Origin of the sequence: Dermabacter sp. p3-SID358, from assembly GCF_025147465.1 — a bacterium.
Classification (GTDB): domain Bacteria; phylum Actinomycetota; class Actinomycetes; order Actinomycetales; family Dermabacteraceae; genus Dermabacter.
On record NZ_JALXOZ010000009.1, the window covers coordinates 80,990 to 94,383 of the forward strand.

The 13,394-nt window shown below is 64.4% G+C and carries 17 protein-coding genes and 1 tRNA gene; 4 read left to right on the top strand and 14 right to left on the bottom strand.

Annotation, left to right across the window (positions count from 1 at the left end; genetic code table 11):
- Positions 1-166 precede the first annotated feature (166 nt).
- Positions 167-643 carry a hypothetical protein gene (locus tag M3B90_RS05805; protein WP_034664648.1) on the bottom strand — a complete coding sequence of 159 codons (477 nt, stop codon included), beginning with the start codon at positions 641-643 and terminating at the stop codon, positions 167-169.
- Between the two features lie 95 nt (positions 644-738).
- Here M3B90_RS05805 and M3B90_RS05810 point away from each other — a divergent pair, with 95 nt between their 5' ends.
- The 4 genes from M3B90_RS05810 to M3B90_RS05825 all read left to right on the top strand — a co-directional run bounded on the left by M3B90_RS05810 (position 739) and on the right by M3B90_RS05825 (position 3,231).
- Positions 739-1,212, top strand: coding sequence for a recombinase family protein (locus M3B90_RS05810; RefSeq protein WP_083290965.1), 474 nt, complete (start codon positions 739-741; stop codon positions 1,210-1,212).
- A 170-nt stretch (positions 1,213-1,382) separates the two neighbouring features.
- Complete coding sequence (locus M3B90_RS05815) at positions 1,383-2,405, top strand: DUF4192 domain-containing protein (RefSeq protein ID WP_136650953.1); 1,023 nt, start codon at positions 1,383-1,385, stop codon at positions 2,403-2,405.
- Between the two features lie 159 nt (positions 2,406-2,564).
- A complete protein-coding gene (locus M3B90_RS05820; protein ID WP_259889066.1) occupies positions 2,565-2,708 on the top strand; it encodes a hypothetical protein in 144 nt (47 codons plus the stop codon).
- A gap of 91 nt (positions 2,709-2,799) precedes the next feature.
- Positions 2,800-3,231 (top strand): single-stranded DNA-binding protein, encoded by a 432-nt coding sequence (locus M3B90_RS05825; RefSeq protein WP_034997554.1) that lies wholly within the window; start codon positions 2,800-2,802, stop codon positions 3,229-3,231.
- Between the two features lie 70 nt (positions 3,232-3,301).
- Here M3B90_RS05825 and M3B90_RS05830 read toward each other — a convergent pair whose 3' ends face one another.
- The 13 genes from M3B90_RS05830 to M3B90_RS05890 all read right to left on the bottom strand — a co-directional run bounded on the left by M3B90_RS05830 (position 3,302) and on the right by M3B90_RS05890 (position 13,390).
- Positions 3,302-3,739: a hypothetical protein gene (locus M3B90_RS05830; protein WP_070478532.1), complete on the bottom strand. Its 438-nt coding sequence runs from the start codon at positions 3,737-3,739 to the stop codon at positions 3,302-3,304.
- A 120-nt stretch (positions 3,740-3,859) separates the two neighbouring features.
- The gene (locus tag M3B90_RS05835) at positions 3,860-4,801 is read right to left on the bottom strand and encodes a cation diffusion facilitator family transporter (protein WP_070478530.1); all 942 of its coding nucleotides are present in this window, start codon (positions 4,799-4,801) and stop codon (positions 3,860-3,862) included.
- Positions 4,802-4,803: 2 nt separating this feature from the next.
- Positions 4,804-5,193, bottom strand: a complete 390-nt coding sequence (locus M3B90_RS05840; protein ID WP_070478528.1) for a helix-turn-helix transcriptional regulator — start codon at positions 5,191-5,193, stop codon at positions 4,804-4,806.
- 140 nt (positions 5,194-5,333) lie between these two features.
- Positions 5,334-5,407: transfer RNA gene (locus M3B90_RS05845), tRNA-Cys, on the bottom strand.
- 15 nt (positions 5,408-5,422) lie between these two features.
- Positions 5,423-5,941 (bottom strand): carboxymuconolactone decarboxylase family protein, encoded by a 519-nt coding sequence (locus M3B90_RS05850; protein WP_070478526.1) that lies wholly within the window; start codon positions 5,939-5,941, stop codon positions 5,423-5,425.
- 234 nt (positions 5,942-6,175) lie between these two features.
- Positions 6,176-6,502, bottom strand: coding sequence for a hypothetical protein (locus M3B90_RS05855; protein ID WP_083290898.1), 327 nt, complete (start codon positions 6,500-6,502; stop codon positions 6,176-6,178).
- Positions 6,503-6,913: 411 nt separating this feature from the next.
- Positions 6,914-7,219 carry a metal-sensitive transcriptional regulator gene (locus M3B90_RS05860; protein ID WP_070478524.1) on the bottom strand — a complete coding sequence of 102 codons (306 nt, stop codon included), beginning with the start codon at positions 7,217-7,219 and terminating at the stop codon, positions 6,914-6,916.
- Between the two features lie 10 nt (positions 7,220-7,229).
- Complete coding sequence (locus M3B90_RS05865; protein ID WP_070478523.1) at positions 7,230-9,467, bottom strand: heavy metal translocating P-type ATPase; 2,238 nt, start codon at positions 9,465-9,467, stop codon at positions 7,230-7,232.
- A 63-nt stretch (positions 9,468-9,530) separates the two neighbouring features.
- Positions 9,531-10,139 carry a YdhK family protein gene (locus M3B90_RS05870; RefSeq protein WP_070478521.1) on the bottom strand — a complete coding sequence of 203 codons (609 nt, stop codon included), beginning with the start codon at positions 10,137-10,139 and terminating at the stop codon, positions 9,531-9,533.
- A 97-nt stretch (positions 10,140-10,236) separates the two neighbouring features.
- Positions 10,237-10,566 carry a ferredoxin gene (gene fdxA, locus M3B90_RS05875; RefSeq protein ID WP_070478519.1) on the bottom strand — a complete coding sequence of 110 codons (330 nt, stop codon included), beginning with the start codon at positions 10,564-10,566 and terminating at the stop codon, positions 10,237-10,239.
- 89 nt (positions 10,567-10,655) lie between these two features.
- Positions 10,656-11,840: an MFS transporter gene (locus tag M3B90_RS05880; protein WP_070478517.1), complete on the bottom strand. Its 1,185-nt coding sequence runs from the start codon at positions 11,838-11,840 to the stop codon at positions 10,656-10,658.
- A gap of 3 nt (positions 11,841-11,843) precedes the next feature.
- On the bottom strand, positions 11,844-12,989 hold the full coding sequence (locus M3B90_RS05885; RefSeq protein ID WP_070478515.1) for an FAD-dependent oxidoreductase: 1,146 nt from the start codon (positions 12,987-12,989) through the stop codon (positions 11,844-11,846).
- Between the two features lie 47 nt (positions 12,990-13,036).
- Positions 13,037-13,390: a metal-sensitive transcriptional regulator gene (locus M3B90_RS05890; RefSeq protein ID WP_083290896.1), complete on the bottom strand. Its 354-nt coding sequence runs from the start codon at positions 13,388-13,390 to the stop codon at positions 13,037-13,039.
- Positions 13,391-13,394: the final 4 nt, after the last annotated feature.

Here is a 13,394-nt window from a genome sequence, read left to right on the forward strand (position 1 = left end):
CCCCCGACTCGAGCACATCGACTTGGCGCCCCAACTTATAACCGGGGCGCCAGTTTATTGGTGCTGTTGCAAAGTTGGGGCATAGGAAGAGCATAAAAGAAGCGTAGCGGTTAACCGCTACGCTGTGTTGTGGGGATTTTTACTTTTTACGGTGCACGTGTTCTAGTTAGTGGTTCGTTTCTTTCCTCGGGTGATTGCGACGGTATTCCTCGACTAAGTGAGCAATACCCGGCGCAGCCTGGGACAACATCCAGGTCATAAGCGCTATAAGAACCCCTATGACGATAAGTGTTAACGCCAACCAGCCCAGTGTTGGGCCGATGCCGTTGGCCTCCTGGACGTGACCCCACAAGGCAGACACGCCGTCGGGTATGCCGAGCATACTTAGCAGCCCGTTCCCCAAGGCTCCGACAGCAACGAGTGCGATAGCAACGAAGAGAACACTGGCTGCAATCCACGAGGCAGACATGCAGGCCTTAATAAAGTTCGTGTTCGACTTTTCCATATCGTCGTTATACTGCTTGCGTTCTGCGCGTATCTCCTCCAGCAGCTTTTCGTTGGACTCCTTCTCCTGGAGCAGAGCGCTGCGAGCCTTCTTAGAGGCTTCTGCTGCCTCGTGCAGGCTCTTAGGCTCTTTCGACATTGCCTCAGATACAGCTACTTCTACCAGCGGTTCCAGGCTAGAAGTCAGGCTCGAAGTCATCTGAGCGTTCAGGCTCTGGCTGCGACCCGGACCACATCTACTCAGACACCATCTCCGGCACCAACTGGCAACGGCCTGGTCTTGATGACGCGCTGGCGTACATGCGCCCCGACGACACGCTCGTTGTCACGCGCTTGGACAGGCTCGGCCGCAGCCTCGCGGACACCGTGAACACCATCGCTGACCTTGCCGAGCGCGACATCAACGTCAAGGTGTTGGAGCCAGCGCTGGACACGTCGAAGCCCACCGACAAGGTGGTTATCAACGTCATGGCAAGTTTGGCCGAGTGGGAGCGTGACCTGCTTGTCCAGCGCACCCGTGAAGGCGTGGCGCACGCCCGCGCTCAAGGCAGGGTCGCCGGCCCTAAGCCGAAGCTCAGCGCTGAGCAGGCGCAGATGGCCAAGGAACTCGTCGACGGCGGTAAGTCCATCAGCGCAGTAGCTAGGACATTCAACGTCTCGCGGCCGACGATCTATCGCGCTCTCAAGCGCATCGACACCGACGCTTAAGCACAGGCTGCGTCGCTAGCGCTCGCACCCGGCGAGAAGGCATCAGGCTGCGCTAGCGACGCCCAGCGCACATAGGCACTGCACTGCGGGGATACGCCTGCGACCGGCAGAGCCGGACCGAATACGGGATTGGCCACGTACACCCCGTATTCGTGCAAAGGAGCACTGCCATGTCCACTCATTCCCACACGCTTGCATCCCACGGCGAGATCCTCGCGAACCTCCCCGGCATCCTCGGGTTTTACCCGAACAACTCGCTGATCCTCGCGTTCTTCGTCGACGACGAGGGCGCTGACACCATCCGCCTCGGTCCGATCGCACGGTTCGACCTGGACGAGGCCGTGGAGAAGCTCACCGAGAGCCGCGAGCGGTTCGCAGCGTGGGTCGACCACCTGGAACTCGACGCTGTTATCGCGTACATGATCAGCGATGACATTGCGCAACCGATCTTCGACGAGACGGCCACGTACCTCACCAGCGGGGCAGTGCACCTACCACCGCTGCTCGGGGTGGTGCAGGTGCCCGAGATCGTCACCGGGGCTGCCTGGTGGTCTGTGTACCAGCATCCGCTCATCAACGAGCCGCGCCACGGTGTTGTCGGCGAGGTCGCCGCATCGGCGGCGCTGCAGCAGATGCTTGCGGACACCGGCGAGCTGCCGGAGCCGAGCAAAGACGACATCGAGGCACGGTTGAACAGCACCGACCACGGCATCGACGCTGCCGAGCACGCCGACATCATCGAAGACGCGCTGGCGTACGTTCCGCCCATGTTCTCCGACATGCTGCAGCGTGAATACGAGCAGGCGGCGGCAGGGATCACCCAGCCGAGCACTCGTGCTGTTCGGTCTGCGCTGAAATGCTTCACCACGCCGCGCTTGCGGGACACACTGCTTGCGGCACTGCTCGATGAGCCGCAGGCTGGCCTTGCGTTCATAGAGAAGGTTATGCGTGCTGTCCCGACCAGCTGGCCGGGGATGCGCGCCCAGCTCACCGCCACCGTTGCCGTGCTCGCCCACGCCACAGGCCAGCCGGGGCTAGCTGGCGTGGCTGCGCAGCGAGCCACCGAGATCGGGCCGAAGGAGAACCTCGCCTCGCTGGTCGCGAAGCTGACCGACATCGGCCAAGGCGAGCGGATGGTCGAACTCGTCCGCGAGGGCGCCGAGAAGACCCGCACGATCTTGTTCGCCGAGTAATCCCACACACCCCGTTGCAGCGATGCAACGGGGTTTCTTTTTCTCGTCGGCCGTGGCTTGCGACGACAGACACCGCAACGAGGCAGGGGAGTGACCTTTAGACAGCAGAGCTGTCTCCAACAGACGGATTGACCATCAATCCGAACAAGGAGGCACGTGATGCGCGACATCACCCACACCGACCTGGAACTGCTCTACCAGCTCGCCGACGGCATCGACGGCGAGGACGTCGATCCGGGCGCAGCACAAGAATTGCGCGACCTAGAGGCGGCAGGCACACCGCTGCCCTGGGCAGTGCTGTAGCGACAGCGCAACCACCCCGCAGCAGCAAAGCCGCTGCTTAAGTACCCAAATTGCACGGCAAATCACACCCACTCAGATAAGGAGAACCATCATGTCCAACCCCTTCAACAACGGCACCATCGTCGGCAACGCAGCTCGCGCACCCAAGCTGTTCGAGCACGCAAACGGTGGTGCGACGGTGAAGCTCAGCGTCTATGCGCGCAACACCTTCAAGAACAAGGCCACCGGCAAGGTGGAAAGCGAGATCGTGGAGCTGACCGGCTACGTCCAGGACGCCAAGAACCCCGGCGTGTTCGGCTGCATCGGCTCCGGCGATCGCGTCGCGGTGAGCTACTCGCTGAAAACCGACGTCTACACCGACAAGGACGGTGTGAAGCACTACCCGCTGGTCGCCCGTATCGACACCGTGCAGCTGATCGACTCCAAGAAAGAGTCCGCTGCGCGCGCAGCCCGTCGCGGAGGCGAGGCGGCGAACGCCGCCCTGGCTGGCGCTGACGCCGACAACGACGAAGCACCGTTCTAACAACGACACCCCGCAGGGAAACCTGCGGGGTTATTTTTTTGGTGCTGTTGCAAACAGGAATTCCAGATAACTAACTACTTGTTAGTGTGCAGCGCAACGCTGGTACCGGATCCGCCGTTTTCGTCGAAAACGCGAGTTTGCAACAGCACCAGCAATCATGGGTCTGCGACCGATACGGGGCAACGGATACGTAGATCTCGTCACTGGGCAACCGCACCTCTGTCGCGTGCTCGTGCTGATCAGTGAGCGTGACCATCTCCGCAGTGATCGACGTGGTCAAGGTCTCCGTGCGATCGTCCAGCGGGATCGCATCGAGCGTTTCGACCAGCTCCCGCACGTCGAGGCCTTCGAGACCATTCTCGACAAGAATCTCGGCTCCGCTGGCCGAGGTGGCTGAGGGTGAGTCGTTGGCGGCCGCGCATCCGGTGAGCAGGAAAGCGCCGATCACGACGGTGGTTGCAGCGGTTTTCTTCCCGCCGTACTTCGGCAATGACCTGAGGTTTTTCATGGGATTCCTTCTCGTGCCTGCCCGTGGTGCCAATTGGCCATAGTACCCCATAGGGGTAGTGCCTACCTGTGTGATGCGGAAGCGCCCCGCCCGGTACGAGCCCGGGAGGGGGCGCTGCGTTCAGTCGTGCTTGCTGACTTCCGGTTCATGTTCGGCAATGTGCTCGGTCTCGATCTGGAAGGTTGCGTGATGGACGGAGACCTCGAAGTGTCCTGCGACGCAGTCTTTGATCTCTTGGAGCATCTGGGCGGCATGACCGTCGGTGAAGCATTCGTCGTCGACGACGACGTGGGCGGTCAGGGTCGGTAGGCCGGTCGCCACAGTGGAGGCGTGCAGATCATGAACATCCTGGACGTGGTCGAGTTCGAGGATGTGTGAGCGGACTTTGTCGAGGTCGAGGCCCTTAGGAGTGAACTCCATGAGGACGCCGGTGGTCTCGCGCATCAGCTTGAACGCGCGAGGCACGATCAGGGTGGCGATGAACAGTCCGGCGATGGCGTCGGCCTGCATGAACCCGGTCGTGGAGATCACGATCGCCGCGATGATCACTCCGAGTGAGCCGAGGGCGTCGTTGAGGACTTCGAGGAACGCGGCACGCATGTTGAAGTTCGAACCGCGGCTGGAGGCGAGGATGGTGATGGCGATGATGTTCGCGACCAGGCCGATGATGCCGAAGATCAGCAGTTCGCTTGCGGGCACCTCCGGCGGCTCGAACAGTCGCCGGATTCCTTCGATGGCGGCGTACGTGCCCACCACCAGCAGCAGTGCCGACTGTCCGAGGGCTGCGATCACCTCGATACGTCGGAACCCCCAGGTGCGCTTGGAGTTGGCGGGCTTGAGCATCAGCGTCCCGGCGATCAGTGCGACCAGTAGGCCGACGGCATCGGTGATGGCATGGGCGGTGTCGGTTAGCAGTGCGAGGCTGCCGGTGATGACCGAGCCGATGGCCTGGGCGACGACGATCGTCGCGGTGATCGAGAATGCGATCCAGAGTTTCTTGCGGAAATCTCCAGGGTGCCCGGTCTCGCTGGCTGCGGGGCCGTGATTGTGTCCTGCGCCCATGTCTACTTCTTCTCCGTATCTGTCGCGTGGTGGGTATGTGGGAGTCGCAGGTGCGTGCAGAGCAGGGCCTGCGTGCCGGTGGCATCGAGGAGGCATTCGGCAGCGGCGACGAGGGTACGCAGGAGTTCGGGCTGTGTCAGCGAGTACCAGGTGGAGCGCCCTTCCGGGCGCATCGTCGCCAGGCCGCACTCAACGAGAAAGCCGACATGTTTGCTTACCGTGGACTGGGCCAGGCCCATGTGCTCGACCAGATCGCGGACCCGGTGCTCGCCCGAGGCGAGGTGCTGCACGATCGCCAACCTCGTCGGTTCTGCAAATGCCTGGAACAGGTGGGCGTACGCTGCTGTCGCCACCTCGTCGAGGGTTGCCCCCTCTTGTTGATTCATAGTCATATAGCGATTATATCGCTCTATGACGATATTGTCGAGTGTGATCTGTCGCTCGATGCGAAATGAAGCTCAGAGGTTCCGGCGCGCCCGAGGGTGGACTGCCCGCTTCCTGCGACGCGTGCCTTATTGGATTCGGCGGAAAGTGGAGGTGCCTACGGGACTCGAACCCGTGTACAAGGTTTTGCAGACCGCTGCCTATCCTCTCGGCCAAGGCGCCAAGTCGCCGGCAAGATCAGTCGCCCGGCGTGAGGCCGGCAACCAGGTTGAAGGCGCCGGTGAGAATGTTCAGCGACACGACCCCGACGACATCAGAGATCTCACGGTCGCTGTACCCGAACCCCCGAAGCTCGTCGATCTGCTCGTCGGTGATCGACGCAGGCTCACGGTAGACCTGGAGGCCGAGCGCGATCATCGCCGCGACCGGGCCGGTCATCGCCGTACCCTGCTGGGCGAGTGCGATCTCGTTATCGCTGACCCCGAGTGATCGTGCCGCGCTGATGTGCGAGGCCAGGCACATTCCGCATCCTTGCTGCGACTGCACGGCGATCGAAACGAGCTCGCTGACCTTGCGGTCGAGCTTGGCGCGACGCATGGCTTTGCTCAGCTGGAGATAACCGCCGAGCACCGCCGGGGAATGCGCCATCGTCGAGACCATGTCTCCGACCTCGCCGTGCCGCTCGACGAGATCGCCGAGCAAGTCTCGTGAGCTCCCCACTGCGGTCTCAGGGGTCAATCGGGAAAAACGGGGCATAATGCCTCCTTAGTCAGTTTGGTCGCGAGTTCGAGGTTGAACCCGCAGGGATGCGTTCCTGCTGCTGATGCCCGGCATGTACACCGGTCAATAGGTAGAAGTCGCCGGACTCGCGTTGCTGCCGACTCACGATCCCGGCCGCATCCAGGTGCGGTGTGTCATACGTGGCGTGCGCGTGTTCAGCCTCTCTCATAGTCACCAATCCTACCCTTTACCCCTATGGGGTATCAAGTATTATCCGATTGGTTTGAAGGACTCGGAGACGCGTGGCCGGGTGCGGCGGATTGAGGTGAGGCCAGAGACGACGGGTCCGCGCAGGAGTACGTGTCCAGTCGGAAGGGTCAACCGCGTCCAGCGGCCGGCGGTGGAGATCGCGGCCTCTCCTTCGGAGCTGAGGAACCCGAAGACGTAGGCGGCGAACGCGACGCCTTGTGGCAGCGACGCGAGGGCTGTGTCCGGGGTGCCCCAGACCATGCCCCGGATCTTGCGGGCGACATCGTCGCCGGGTTTGTCGGGAAGTGCTTGGGCCACGGCCTCGATGCCGGCACGGACGCTACGCATCAGCGTCAGACTGGACACGTCCGCAATGTATCTCCACCCGTGTTGTGGGGGTTCGACGCTGGTCCAAGCGGGTGCCAGCGAGGTCTCCGGCAGTTCGAGGGACAGGGGGTCGACGGTCGCGGTCAGGGTTTCGACGGTGACGTCGCACTGCAGCTCGGGGTCGGAATGGAGCGTGCGAAGGACGAGGATCGTAGGGGTGCGGTCGAGCGGACCACGGGGCGTTGGTACACCGCACTCATGCGCAGCAGCCCGGCCGCGGCCTGCAAGCGCACGCCGTGGGCGCCGGCTCGCCTGGCCCGTTGAGCGAAAGTGGGCGCATCGCGGGCGGACGGCGTGTCGGTGAGGATCAGGCGTGGAGGGCGTCGTGAGGGCTTCCCGCCGTGTCCTGGAACGCGGCCTCGGGGTCCGGGATTAGGAGCGGACGAGTCGGTTGATGGCGTCGGTGGCTTCCTGTATCTTCTCGACGGCCGCCTCGTCGCTGAGCTTCGCTGCGTCGAGCACACAGTGCTTGAGATGATCGTCGAGTAGACCGGTCGCGACCCCCTGGAGGGCGCGGGTCAGGGCGGATACCTGGGTGAGGATGTCGATGCAGTATTTCTCTTCATCGATCATCTTCGCGATCCCTCGGGCTTGACCCTCAATGCGCTTCATACGGCCGAGGTAGCGCTCCTTGTCGTTGATGTATCCGTGCTGATGAGAATCGGTGTCGACAGACATGGGCATGTCCTTACTTCTGGCGTTCCAGGACGGAACGCGTGCTGGCTTCGGGTGTGAGGTCGATGCGCCGCAGGAGTTGGGCGTTGAGCGCGACGACCACGGTGGAGGCCGACATCAGGATCGCGCCGATCGACATTGGCAGGACGAATCCCACCGGTGCCAGGATGCCGGCCGCAAGCGGCACGGAGATGAGGTTGTATCCGGCGGCCCACCACAGGTTCTGCTTCATCTTACCGTATGCGCGTCGTGAGAGCTGGATGATGGAGAGCACCGACCGGGGGTCGGAGCTGGCCAGGATCACCCCGGCCGAGGCGATGGCGACATCGGTGCCGGCGCCGATCGCGATGCCGACGTCGGCCTGGGCCAGTGCCGGGGCGTCGTTGACGCCGTCGCCGACCATGGCGACCTTCTTGCCCTCGTGCTGCAGTTGGGCGACCTTGGCGGACTTGTCCTCGGGGCGGACGCCGGCGAAGACGCGGTCGATGCCGAGCTCCCGTCCGACCTCGTTCGCCACGGCCTCGGCGTCGCCGGTGATCATGACGACCTCGACGCTCAGGGCGTGGAGGGCGTCGACGGCGTTGCGGGATTCGGGGCGGATCTCGTCGGCGAGCTTGAGGCCGCCGACCACCTGGCCGTCGCGGAGGACGTGCAGGATGATCGCGCCCTCAGAACGCCATTCCTCGGCTGTGCCGACCTCGTGCTGGCCGGTCTCCTCAAGCAGCCGGGGGCCGCCGACGCGGACCTCCTGGCCGGCGACAGTCGCGGTGACTCCGACGGCGGGCGAGGATGAGAAGCCGCTGGCCTGCTGAAGGGCGAGGCCCTTGTCCTTGGCGGCGGCGACGATGGCCTTGGCGAGCGGGTGCTCGCTGTCGGCCTCGGCCGAGGCCGCGAGGGCGAGGACCTGGTCGGCGTCGAGGTCGCCGGTCGGTTCGACGCCGGTGACGGTGGGCTCGCCCTTGGTCAGTGTGCCGGTCTTGTCGAAGAGCACTGCGTCGACCTGCCGCATCGACTCCAGGGCGAGGCGGTCCTTGACCAGCACGCCGCCGCGGGCGGCGCGCTCGGTGGCGATGGAGACCACGAGCGGGATCGCCAGGCCGAGGGCGTGGGGGCAGGCGATGACGAGTACGGTGATGGTACGGACCACGGCCTCGTCGGGCATGCCGATGAGCGTCCAGACGACAGCGGTGACCAGCGCCGCGCCGAGAGCGAACCAGAACAGCCAGGCCGCGGCCTTGTCGGCGATCCGCTGGGCGCGGGAGGAGGAGTTCTGGGCCTCGGTGACGAGCCGGTTGATCCCGGCCAGGGCGGTGTCGTCGCCGGTGGCGGTGATTTTCACCCGCAGGCCGGAGTCGGTGGCGACGGTGCCGGCGGTAGCTGTCTCGCCCTCGCCCCGAGAGACCGGGCGGGACTCGCCGGTGATCATGGACTCGTCCATGTCGGCGCGGCCGTCGACGATGGTGCCGTCGGCCGGAACGCTGCCGCCGGGGCGCACGATCACGACGTCACCCACAACGAGGTCGGCTGGGGCCACCTTAACGACGTTCTCGCCCTCGACGCGCTCGGCCTCGTCGGGCAGCAGTGCAGCCAACGAGTCGAGCGCCGAGGTGGTCTGGGCCAGGGAGCGCATCTCGATCCAGTGGCCCAGCAGCATGATCACGATCAGCAGCGCCAGCTCCCACCAGAACTCCAGCTCGTGATGGACAAGCCCGAGGGTCGCGGCCCAGGAGGCGAAGAAGGCCACCGTGATCGCCAGAGCGATGAGCAGCATCATCCCGGGCTTGCGGGACTTCAACTCGCTGACGGCGCCGGTGAGGAAGGGCCTGCCGCCCCAGACGTACATGACGGTGCCCAGTACCGCGGCGACCCAGCCCGCCCAGCCGGGGACCTCGTAGCCCAGCAGCATGGAGAACATCGGCGAGAGGGTGACCGCGGGGATGGCGATGACGAGGTTGATCCAAAACAGCCGGCGGAACTGGCCAACGTGGTCCCCGTGGCCGCCATGGCCGCTGTGATCTCCGTGGCCGCCATGGCCGCTGTGATCTCCGTGGACACCGTTCTCATCGAGGCCCGTGTGGTCTGAGTGCTGCCCGTGGTTCATGGCGTGGCCCTGGTGTCCAGTGTGCTGGCCCTCGTGCGTGCCGTGCGCCTCCGCCGAGGCGTGCGCGGACACAGACCCGTGGTGATGCTCGCCGTGAGCGGGTGCATCGGTTCCGTGACCGTGGTGCTGGTGTGAGTTCGGGTCCGTCATCGTTCTTCTCCTTCGTCATCGAGCCATGCCGCTCACCCGGTCGCCGGGCAAGCGAACGTCGGCTCAGGGCGCTGGTTGGATCTCGCTCTCGACGACCCACTTGTGGTTCGTCATCTTCATGCCGTCCGTCTCGTAGTCGACCATGTAGACCGTCTCATCGGTGGACGAAGCGATGGTGGCCCTCGCGCCCTCCATGCCCTCCATGTGCTTGGCGAGCAGCGTCACCGCTGTGCCATCGGTCAGGCGCTCGTCGCCGGCATCCTCGATTTCTTCCTGCACGACCCACTTGTGGTCCGTGACGGGGTCGCCGCCACCTGCGTTAGTGTAGTTCACGGAGTACGTGTACGTGTCGAATGCGCCGGAGATCGTCGCTGTCGCACCGTCCATGCCTTCCATGTGGTCGGCCGTGAGCTGTACCTCTGTGCCGACCGGGTATGTGGGGTCACTGGCTTCGGCGATACCCTCGGGTGCCGGTCCGCCGTCCATCGGGTGCTCCATCGAGTGATCCATTTCCTCATCTCCGCTTTCTGCATTGTCGCCGCCGTGGCCCTGCTCCTCAGTAGCCGAAGGGTCGGTCTGCTGGTCTTCGTCTGCTCCGCTGCTGCAACCGGCGAGCACGAGTGTCACTCCGAGCACTCCTGCTGCCAGCCCTGCTCGCAGTCTCCTCTGCATGTCAGCTCCTTTCATCATGACACCTACCCTATACCCCCCAGGGGTACTAGTCAAGGATTGCGCGTTGTACCGGCGTGAATCGATCGAATTGTCCTTCTCAGAGGGACTGCTCATGTTGGATGGGCAATGCGGCGATGAGGGGATGGTCGAAGCCCGCCGGTCCGATCTTCGCGGCTCCACCGGGAGAACCAAATTCGTCGAAGAACTCGACGTTGGCCTTGTAGTAGTCAGACCATTCGTCGGGCAGGTCGTCTTCGTAGTAGATGGCCTCGACGGGACAAACCGGTTCGCAGGCTCCGCAGTCAACGCATTCGTCGGGATGGATGTAGAGCGAGCGTTCGCCCTCGTAGATGCAGTCGACAGGACATTCGTCGATGCAGGCGCGGTCCTTGACGTCCGCGCAGGGAAGCGCGATCGCATAGGTCATGGCTGCTCTTCTTGGTCGGGTGCGGTTCGGCGGCGAGAGTCGGTGGGGAGTTCGGAGAAGTCGTCAGTCTCTGCCGGATCTGCGGCCGGCTAAGGAATGCGCAGGCGTAGGACGGTGGCTGCAAGGCTGAGGGCGATGATGATCGCACCGAGGACTGTCATCGTTCCTGACAGGGTGAGTACCGGCACGAGCAACCCGGCGACGATGGTGGGCACGCCGAATGCCAGGTAGGCGACCGTGTAGATCACAGCCATCACGGCGGCGCGTTCCGACGATGCCGTGTGGGGCATGAGTGTGCGCAGCACCCCGAGGAACGCTGTGCCGAACCCGGAACCGACGATCGCGACCGACACGACGTAGGCCGGGTAGGAACCGAGTGCGAGGGCGACGATGCTCGCTGCGGTGCCGAATGCCAGGGCGCTGGTCGCATACAGGCTGATGGTGCGGGCGGAACGCCGCTGCAGGACGGACGAGGCGGTGATTCCGGAGATCGCCAGTGCGAAGATGACGATGCCCGCGTGGGTGTGCGTGGAGCCCCCGAGCTCACTGCCGACGAGGCCGGCTCCGAGCGCGAGGAAGAGTCCGTTGGTCGCCCACCCGGCGATAATCGCGGGCACACCGGCGGTGAACATGCGGCGCAGGTGCAGTGGCACCATAAACCGCGGGCGGAGGTCGCCACGTCGTATCCGGGTCTTGGGGACCAGTTCCGGTGTGCTCCACACCGTCGCTGCCACGGTGAGGAAGGCGAGCACGAGCGGGCCGAAGACCGCAGTTGTCGGTTCGGGGGTGAGATCGAGGAGCAGCGCAGCACCGAGTGCCCCGGTCCCGAGACCGATCATCGGCCCGATCGTGTTCCACAGGGCTGCGATGTTCGGATGCGACGGCGGCTCGAAGTCGATCATCATCGCCGACAGGGCCGGGATGAGCAGACCCGCTGCGAGTCCTTGCAGAGCGCGGGCGACCAGGAGTGTCGCGAGGCTGTCGGCGAACCAGAACATGGCCAGGCTGAGTGCCAGCGCCAGGGAACCGGCGGTTACGACCGGACGTCGGCCGATGTGATCGGAGAGCGGTCCGAGGTAGAGCAGCGCGGCCAGGAGGGTGAAGGTGTAGACCGCGAATACGAGTGTGGTGGCGACGGGGACGAGTCCGAGCTGTTCTGCGATCTGGGGGTAGAACAACGACGGCGCGCTGGCAGCCGCCATCATGAGAATGGTCGCTGCCATCGCGAGCGCGAAACCCCGCCGCGGGATCTGCCTCGTATAGTCGCCCGCCATCGTCTATGCCTGCAGGCCGTGGAGCTGCTGACCCCACTGGTAGACGGTGCCGACCGCGTCGATGCCGGTGACGCCGACGACGGTGCCGTCGGTCTCGTGGCGCACGATGAACTCCTCGCCGGCTTCCACCTGGGCGTCTGCACCAGCGGTGTACCCGACTCCGGAGATCATCTGACCGTAGACCAGCGCCATGTAGGGGCTGCGCGGCAGGTAGGTGCCCGGATCGTCGCTGATGTCGAGGTCGTGCAGTGCGGCCTGTGCGGCGTGCGTGCCCTGCGCGGCGGCGTCTTCCCAATGGTCGATGCGCCAGACGCCCAGTGCTTCGTCGTGATGCGTAGCTACACCTCCGGCGGCGTAGACGTGGTCTGCTGCGGCACGGAGGCGATCATCGACGTCGATGCCGTTCGTCCACGGCGACGGGGCTGCGGGCGTCGTGCCGAGCGCAACGAGGAGTAAGTCGGCCACGATGCGTTGATCGTCGTCGAGGGTGATGGCAACACCGGATTCTGTTTCGTCGACATGCTGGAGAGTGCGACCGAATCGAGTCTGCACCTTGGCGGCATGGTCAGCGGCGAGGCGCTCAGCCACCGGCGCCCCAAACGCTCCGATGCCGGGAACAGAACTGCGAGAGACCAGCATGACCATGTGTCCGTCGGCTTGCAGCGACGAAGCGGTCTCGGCTGCGATGATTCCGCCGCCATAGATCGTCACTCGCGCCGGCCGTGCCAGGCTGGTCAGCAGATCGCGGATACCCATGGCATCTTCCAAGGAGTGCAGAGCAGTGACCCGGCCTTGTCCGACGTCGTCGCCTTCGAGTACACCCGCGGGCAGAGAGCGGGGCACGCTCCCTGTCGCGACAATGAGCGCGTCGTAGGAGACCTGCGCGCCGGAGGTCAGTTGGACCCGCTTCGCCGTAGTATCGACATCGAGCACGGTGTCGGCGATGACCTCAATCTGAGGTAGCGGGAGCTTGATCATCTCCGGCGGGGTCGGGCCGAACGCGATTCCTTTGATGAGCATTCGCGTGTAAGGCGTCTCCCCGGTGCGGGTCACCATCGTCACCCGGACGTCGTCACGTGTGGCGAGAGTGCGGGCGGCTGCGGCTCCGGCTGCTCCTGAACCGAGGATGAGGACGTGTTGTGTGGTCATAGGGAAACTCCTGGGCTGCAGGTCGTGATCGATTTGGTGTGCGGGCGTCAGGAGCGAACGAGACGGGCGATGGCCTCGGATGCCTCGCCGAGCCTCTGCTCGCTGACTGGTCCACCGGCGAGGGCGGCGTCGAGGACGCAATGCTTGAGGTGATCGTCGAGCAGTCCGAGGGCGACGTTTTCGAGTGCCCTGGTGGCTGCGGAGATCTGGGTGAAGATGTCGATGCAGTAGCGGTCCTCATCGATCATCCGATCGATGCCGCGGATTTGGCCTTCGAGGCGCCGCAGGCGATTGCGGTACGTCGCCTTGTCGCTGATGTATCCGTGGACGGACGGATCGCCGTCGCCTCCCGCCGGGCAGGTGTCGATGTGAGGTTCGGTCATTGAGGTCGGGGTGGTCATGTCG

Bases quoted from the DNA above. Each gene is read 5' to 3' on its own strand.
- M3B90_RS05865 (WP_070478523.1), bottom strand. From the start codon at position 9,467: ATGACGGACCCGAACTCACACCAGCACCACGGTCACGGAACCGATGCA.
- M3B90_RS05835 (WP_070478530.1), bottom strand. From the start codon at position 4,801: ATGGGCGCAGGACACAATCACGGCCCCGCAGCCAGCGAGACCGGGCAC.
- fdxA (WP_070478519.1), bottom strand. From the start codon at position 10,566: ATGACCTATGCGATCGCGCTTCCCTGCGCGGACGTCAAGGACCGCGCC.
- M3B90_RS05825 (WP_034997554.1), top strand. From the start codon at position 2,800: ATGTCCAACCCCTTCAACAACGGCACCATCGTCGGCAACGCAGCTCGC.
- M3B90_RS05805 (WP_034664648.1), bottom strand. From the start codon at position 643: ATGTCGAAAGAGCCTAAGAGCCTGCACGAGGCAGCAGAAGCCTCTAAG.
- M3B90_RS05880 (WP_070478517.1), bottom strand. From the start codon at position 11,840: ATGGCGGGCGACTATACGAGGCAGATCCCGCGGCGGGGTTTCGCGCTC.
- M3B90_RS05890 (WP_083290896.1), bottom strand. From the start codon at position 13,390: ATGACCACCCCGACCTCAATGACCGAACCTCACATCGACACCTGCCCG.
- M3B90_RS05830 (WP_070478532.1), bottom strand. From the start codon at position 3,739: ATGAAAAACCTCAGGTCATTGCCGAAGTACGGCGGGAAGAAAACCGCT.
- M3B90_RS05820 (WP_259889066.1), top strand. From the start codon at position 2,565: ATGCGCGACATCACCCACACCGACCTGGAACTGCTCTACCAGCTCGCC.
- M3B90_RS05840 (WP_070478528.1), bottom strand. From the start codon at position 5,193: ATGACTATGAATCAACAAGAGGGGGCAACCCTCGACGAGGTGGCGACA.
- M3B90_RS05885 (WP_070478515.1), bottom strand. From the start codon at position 12,989: ATGACCACACAACACGTCCTCATCCTCGGTTCAGGAGCAGCCGGAGCC.
- M3B90_RS05815 (WP_136650953.1), top strand. From the start codon at position 1,383: ATGTCCACTCATTCCCACACGCTTGCATCCCACGGCGAGATCCTCGCG.
- M3B90_RS05870 (WP_070478521.1), bottom strand. From the start codon at position 10,139: ATGCAGAGGAGACTGCGAGCAGGGCTGGCAGCAGGAGTGCTCGGAGTG.
- M3B90_RS05850 (WP_070478526.1), bottom strand. From the start codon at position 5,941: ATGCCCCGTTTTTCCCGATTGACCCCTGAGACCGCAGTGGGGAGCTCA.
- M3B90_RS05855 (WP_083290898.1), bottom strand. From the start codon at position 6,502: ATGCGTAGCGTCCGTGCCGGCATCGAGGCCGTGGCCCAAGCACTTCCC.
- M3B90_RS05860 (WP_070478524.1), bottom strand. From the start codon at position 7,219: ATGTCTGTCGACACCGATTCTCATCAGCACGGATACATCAACGACAAG.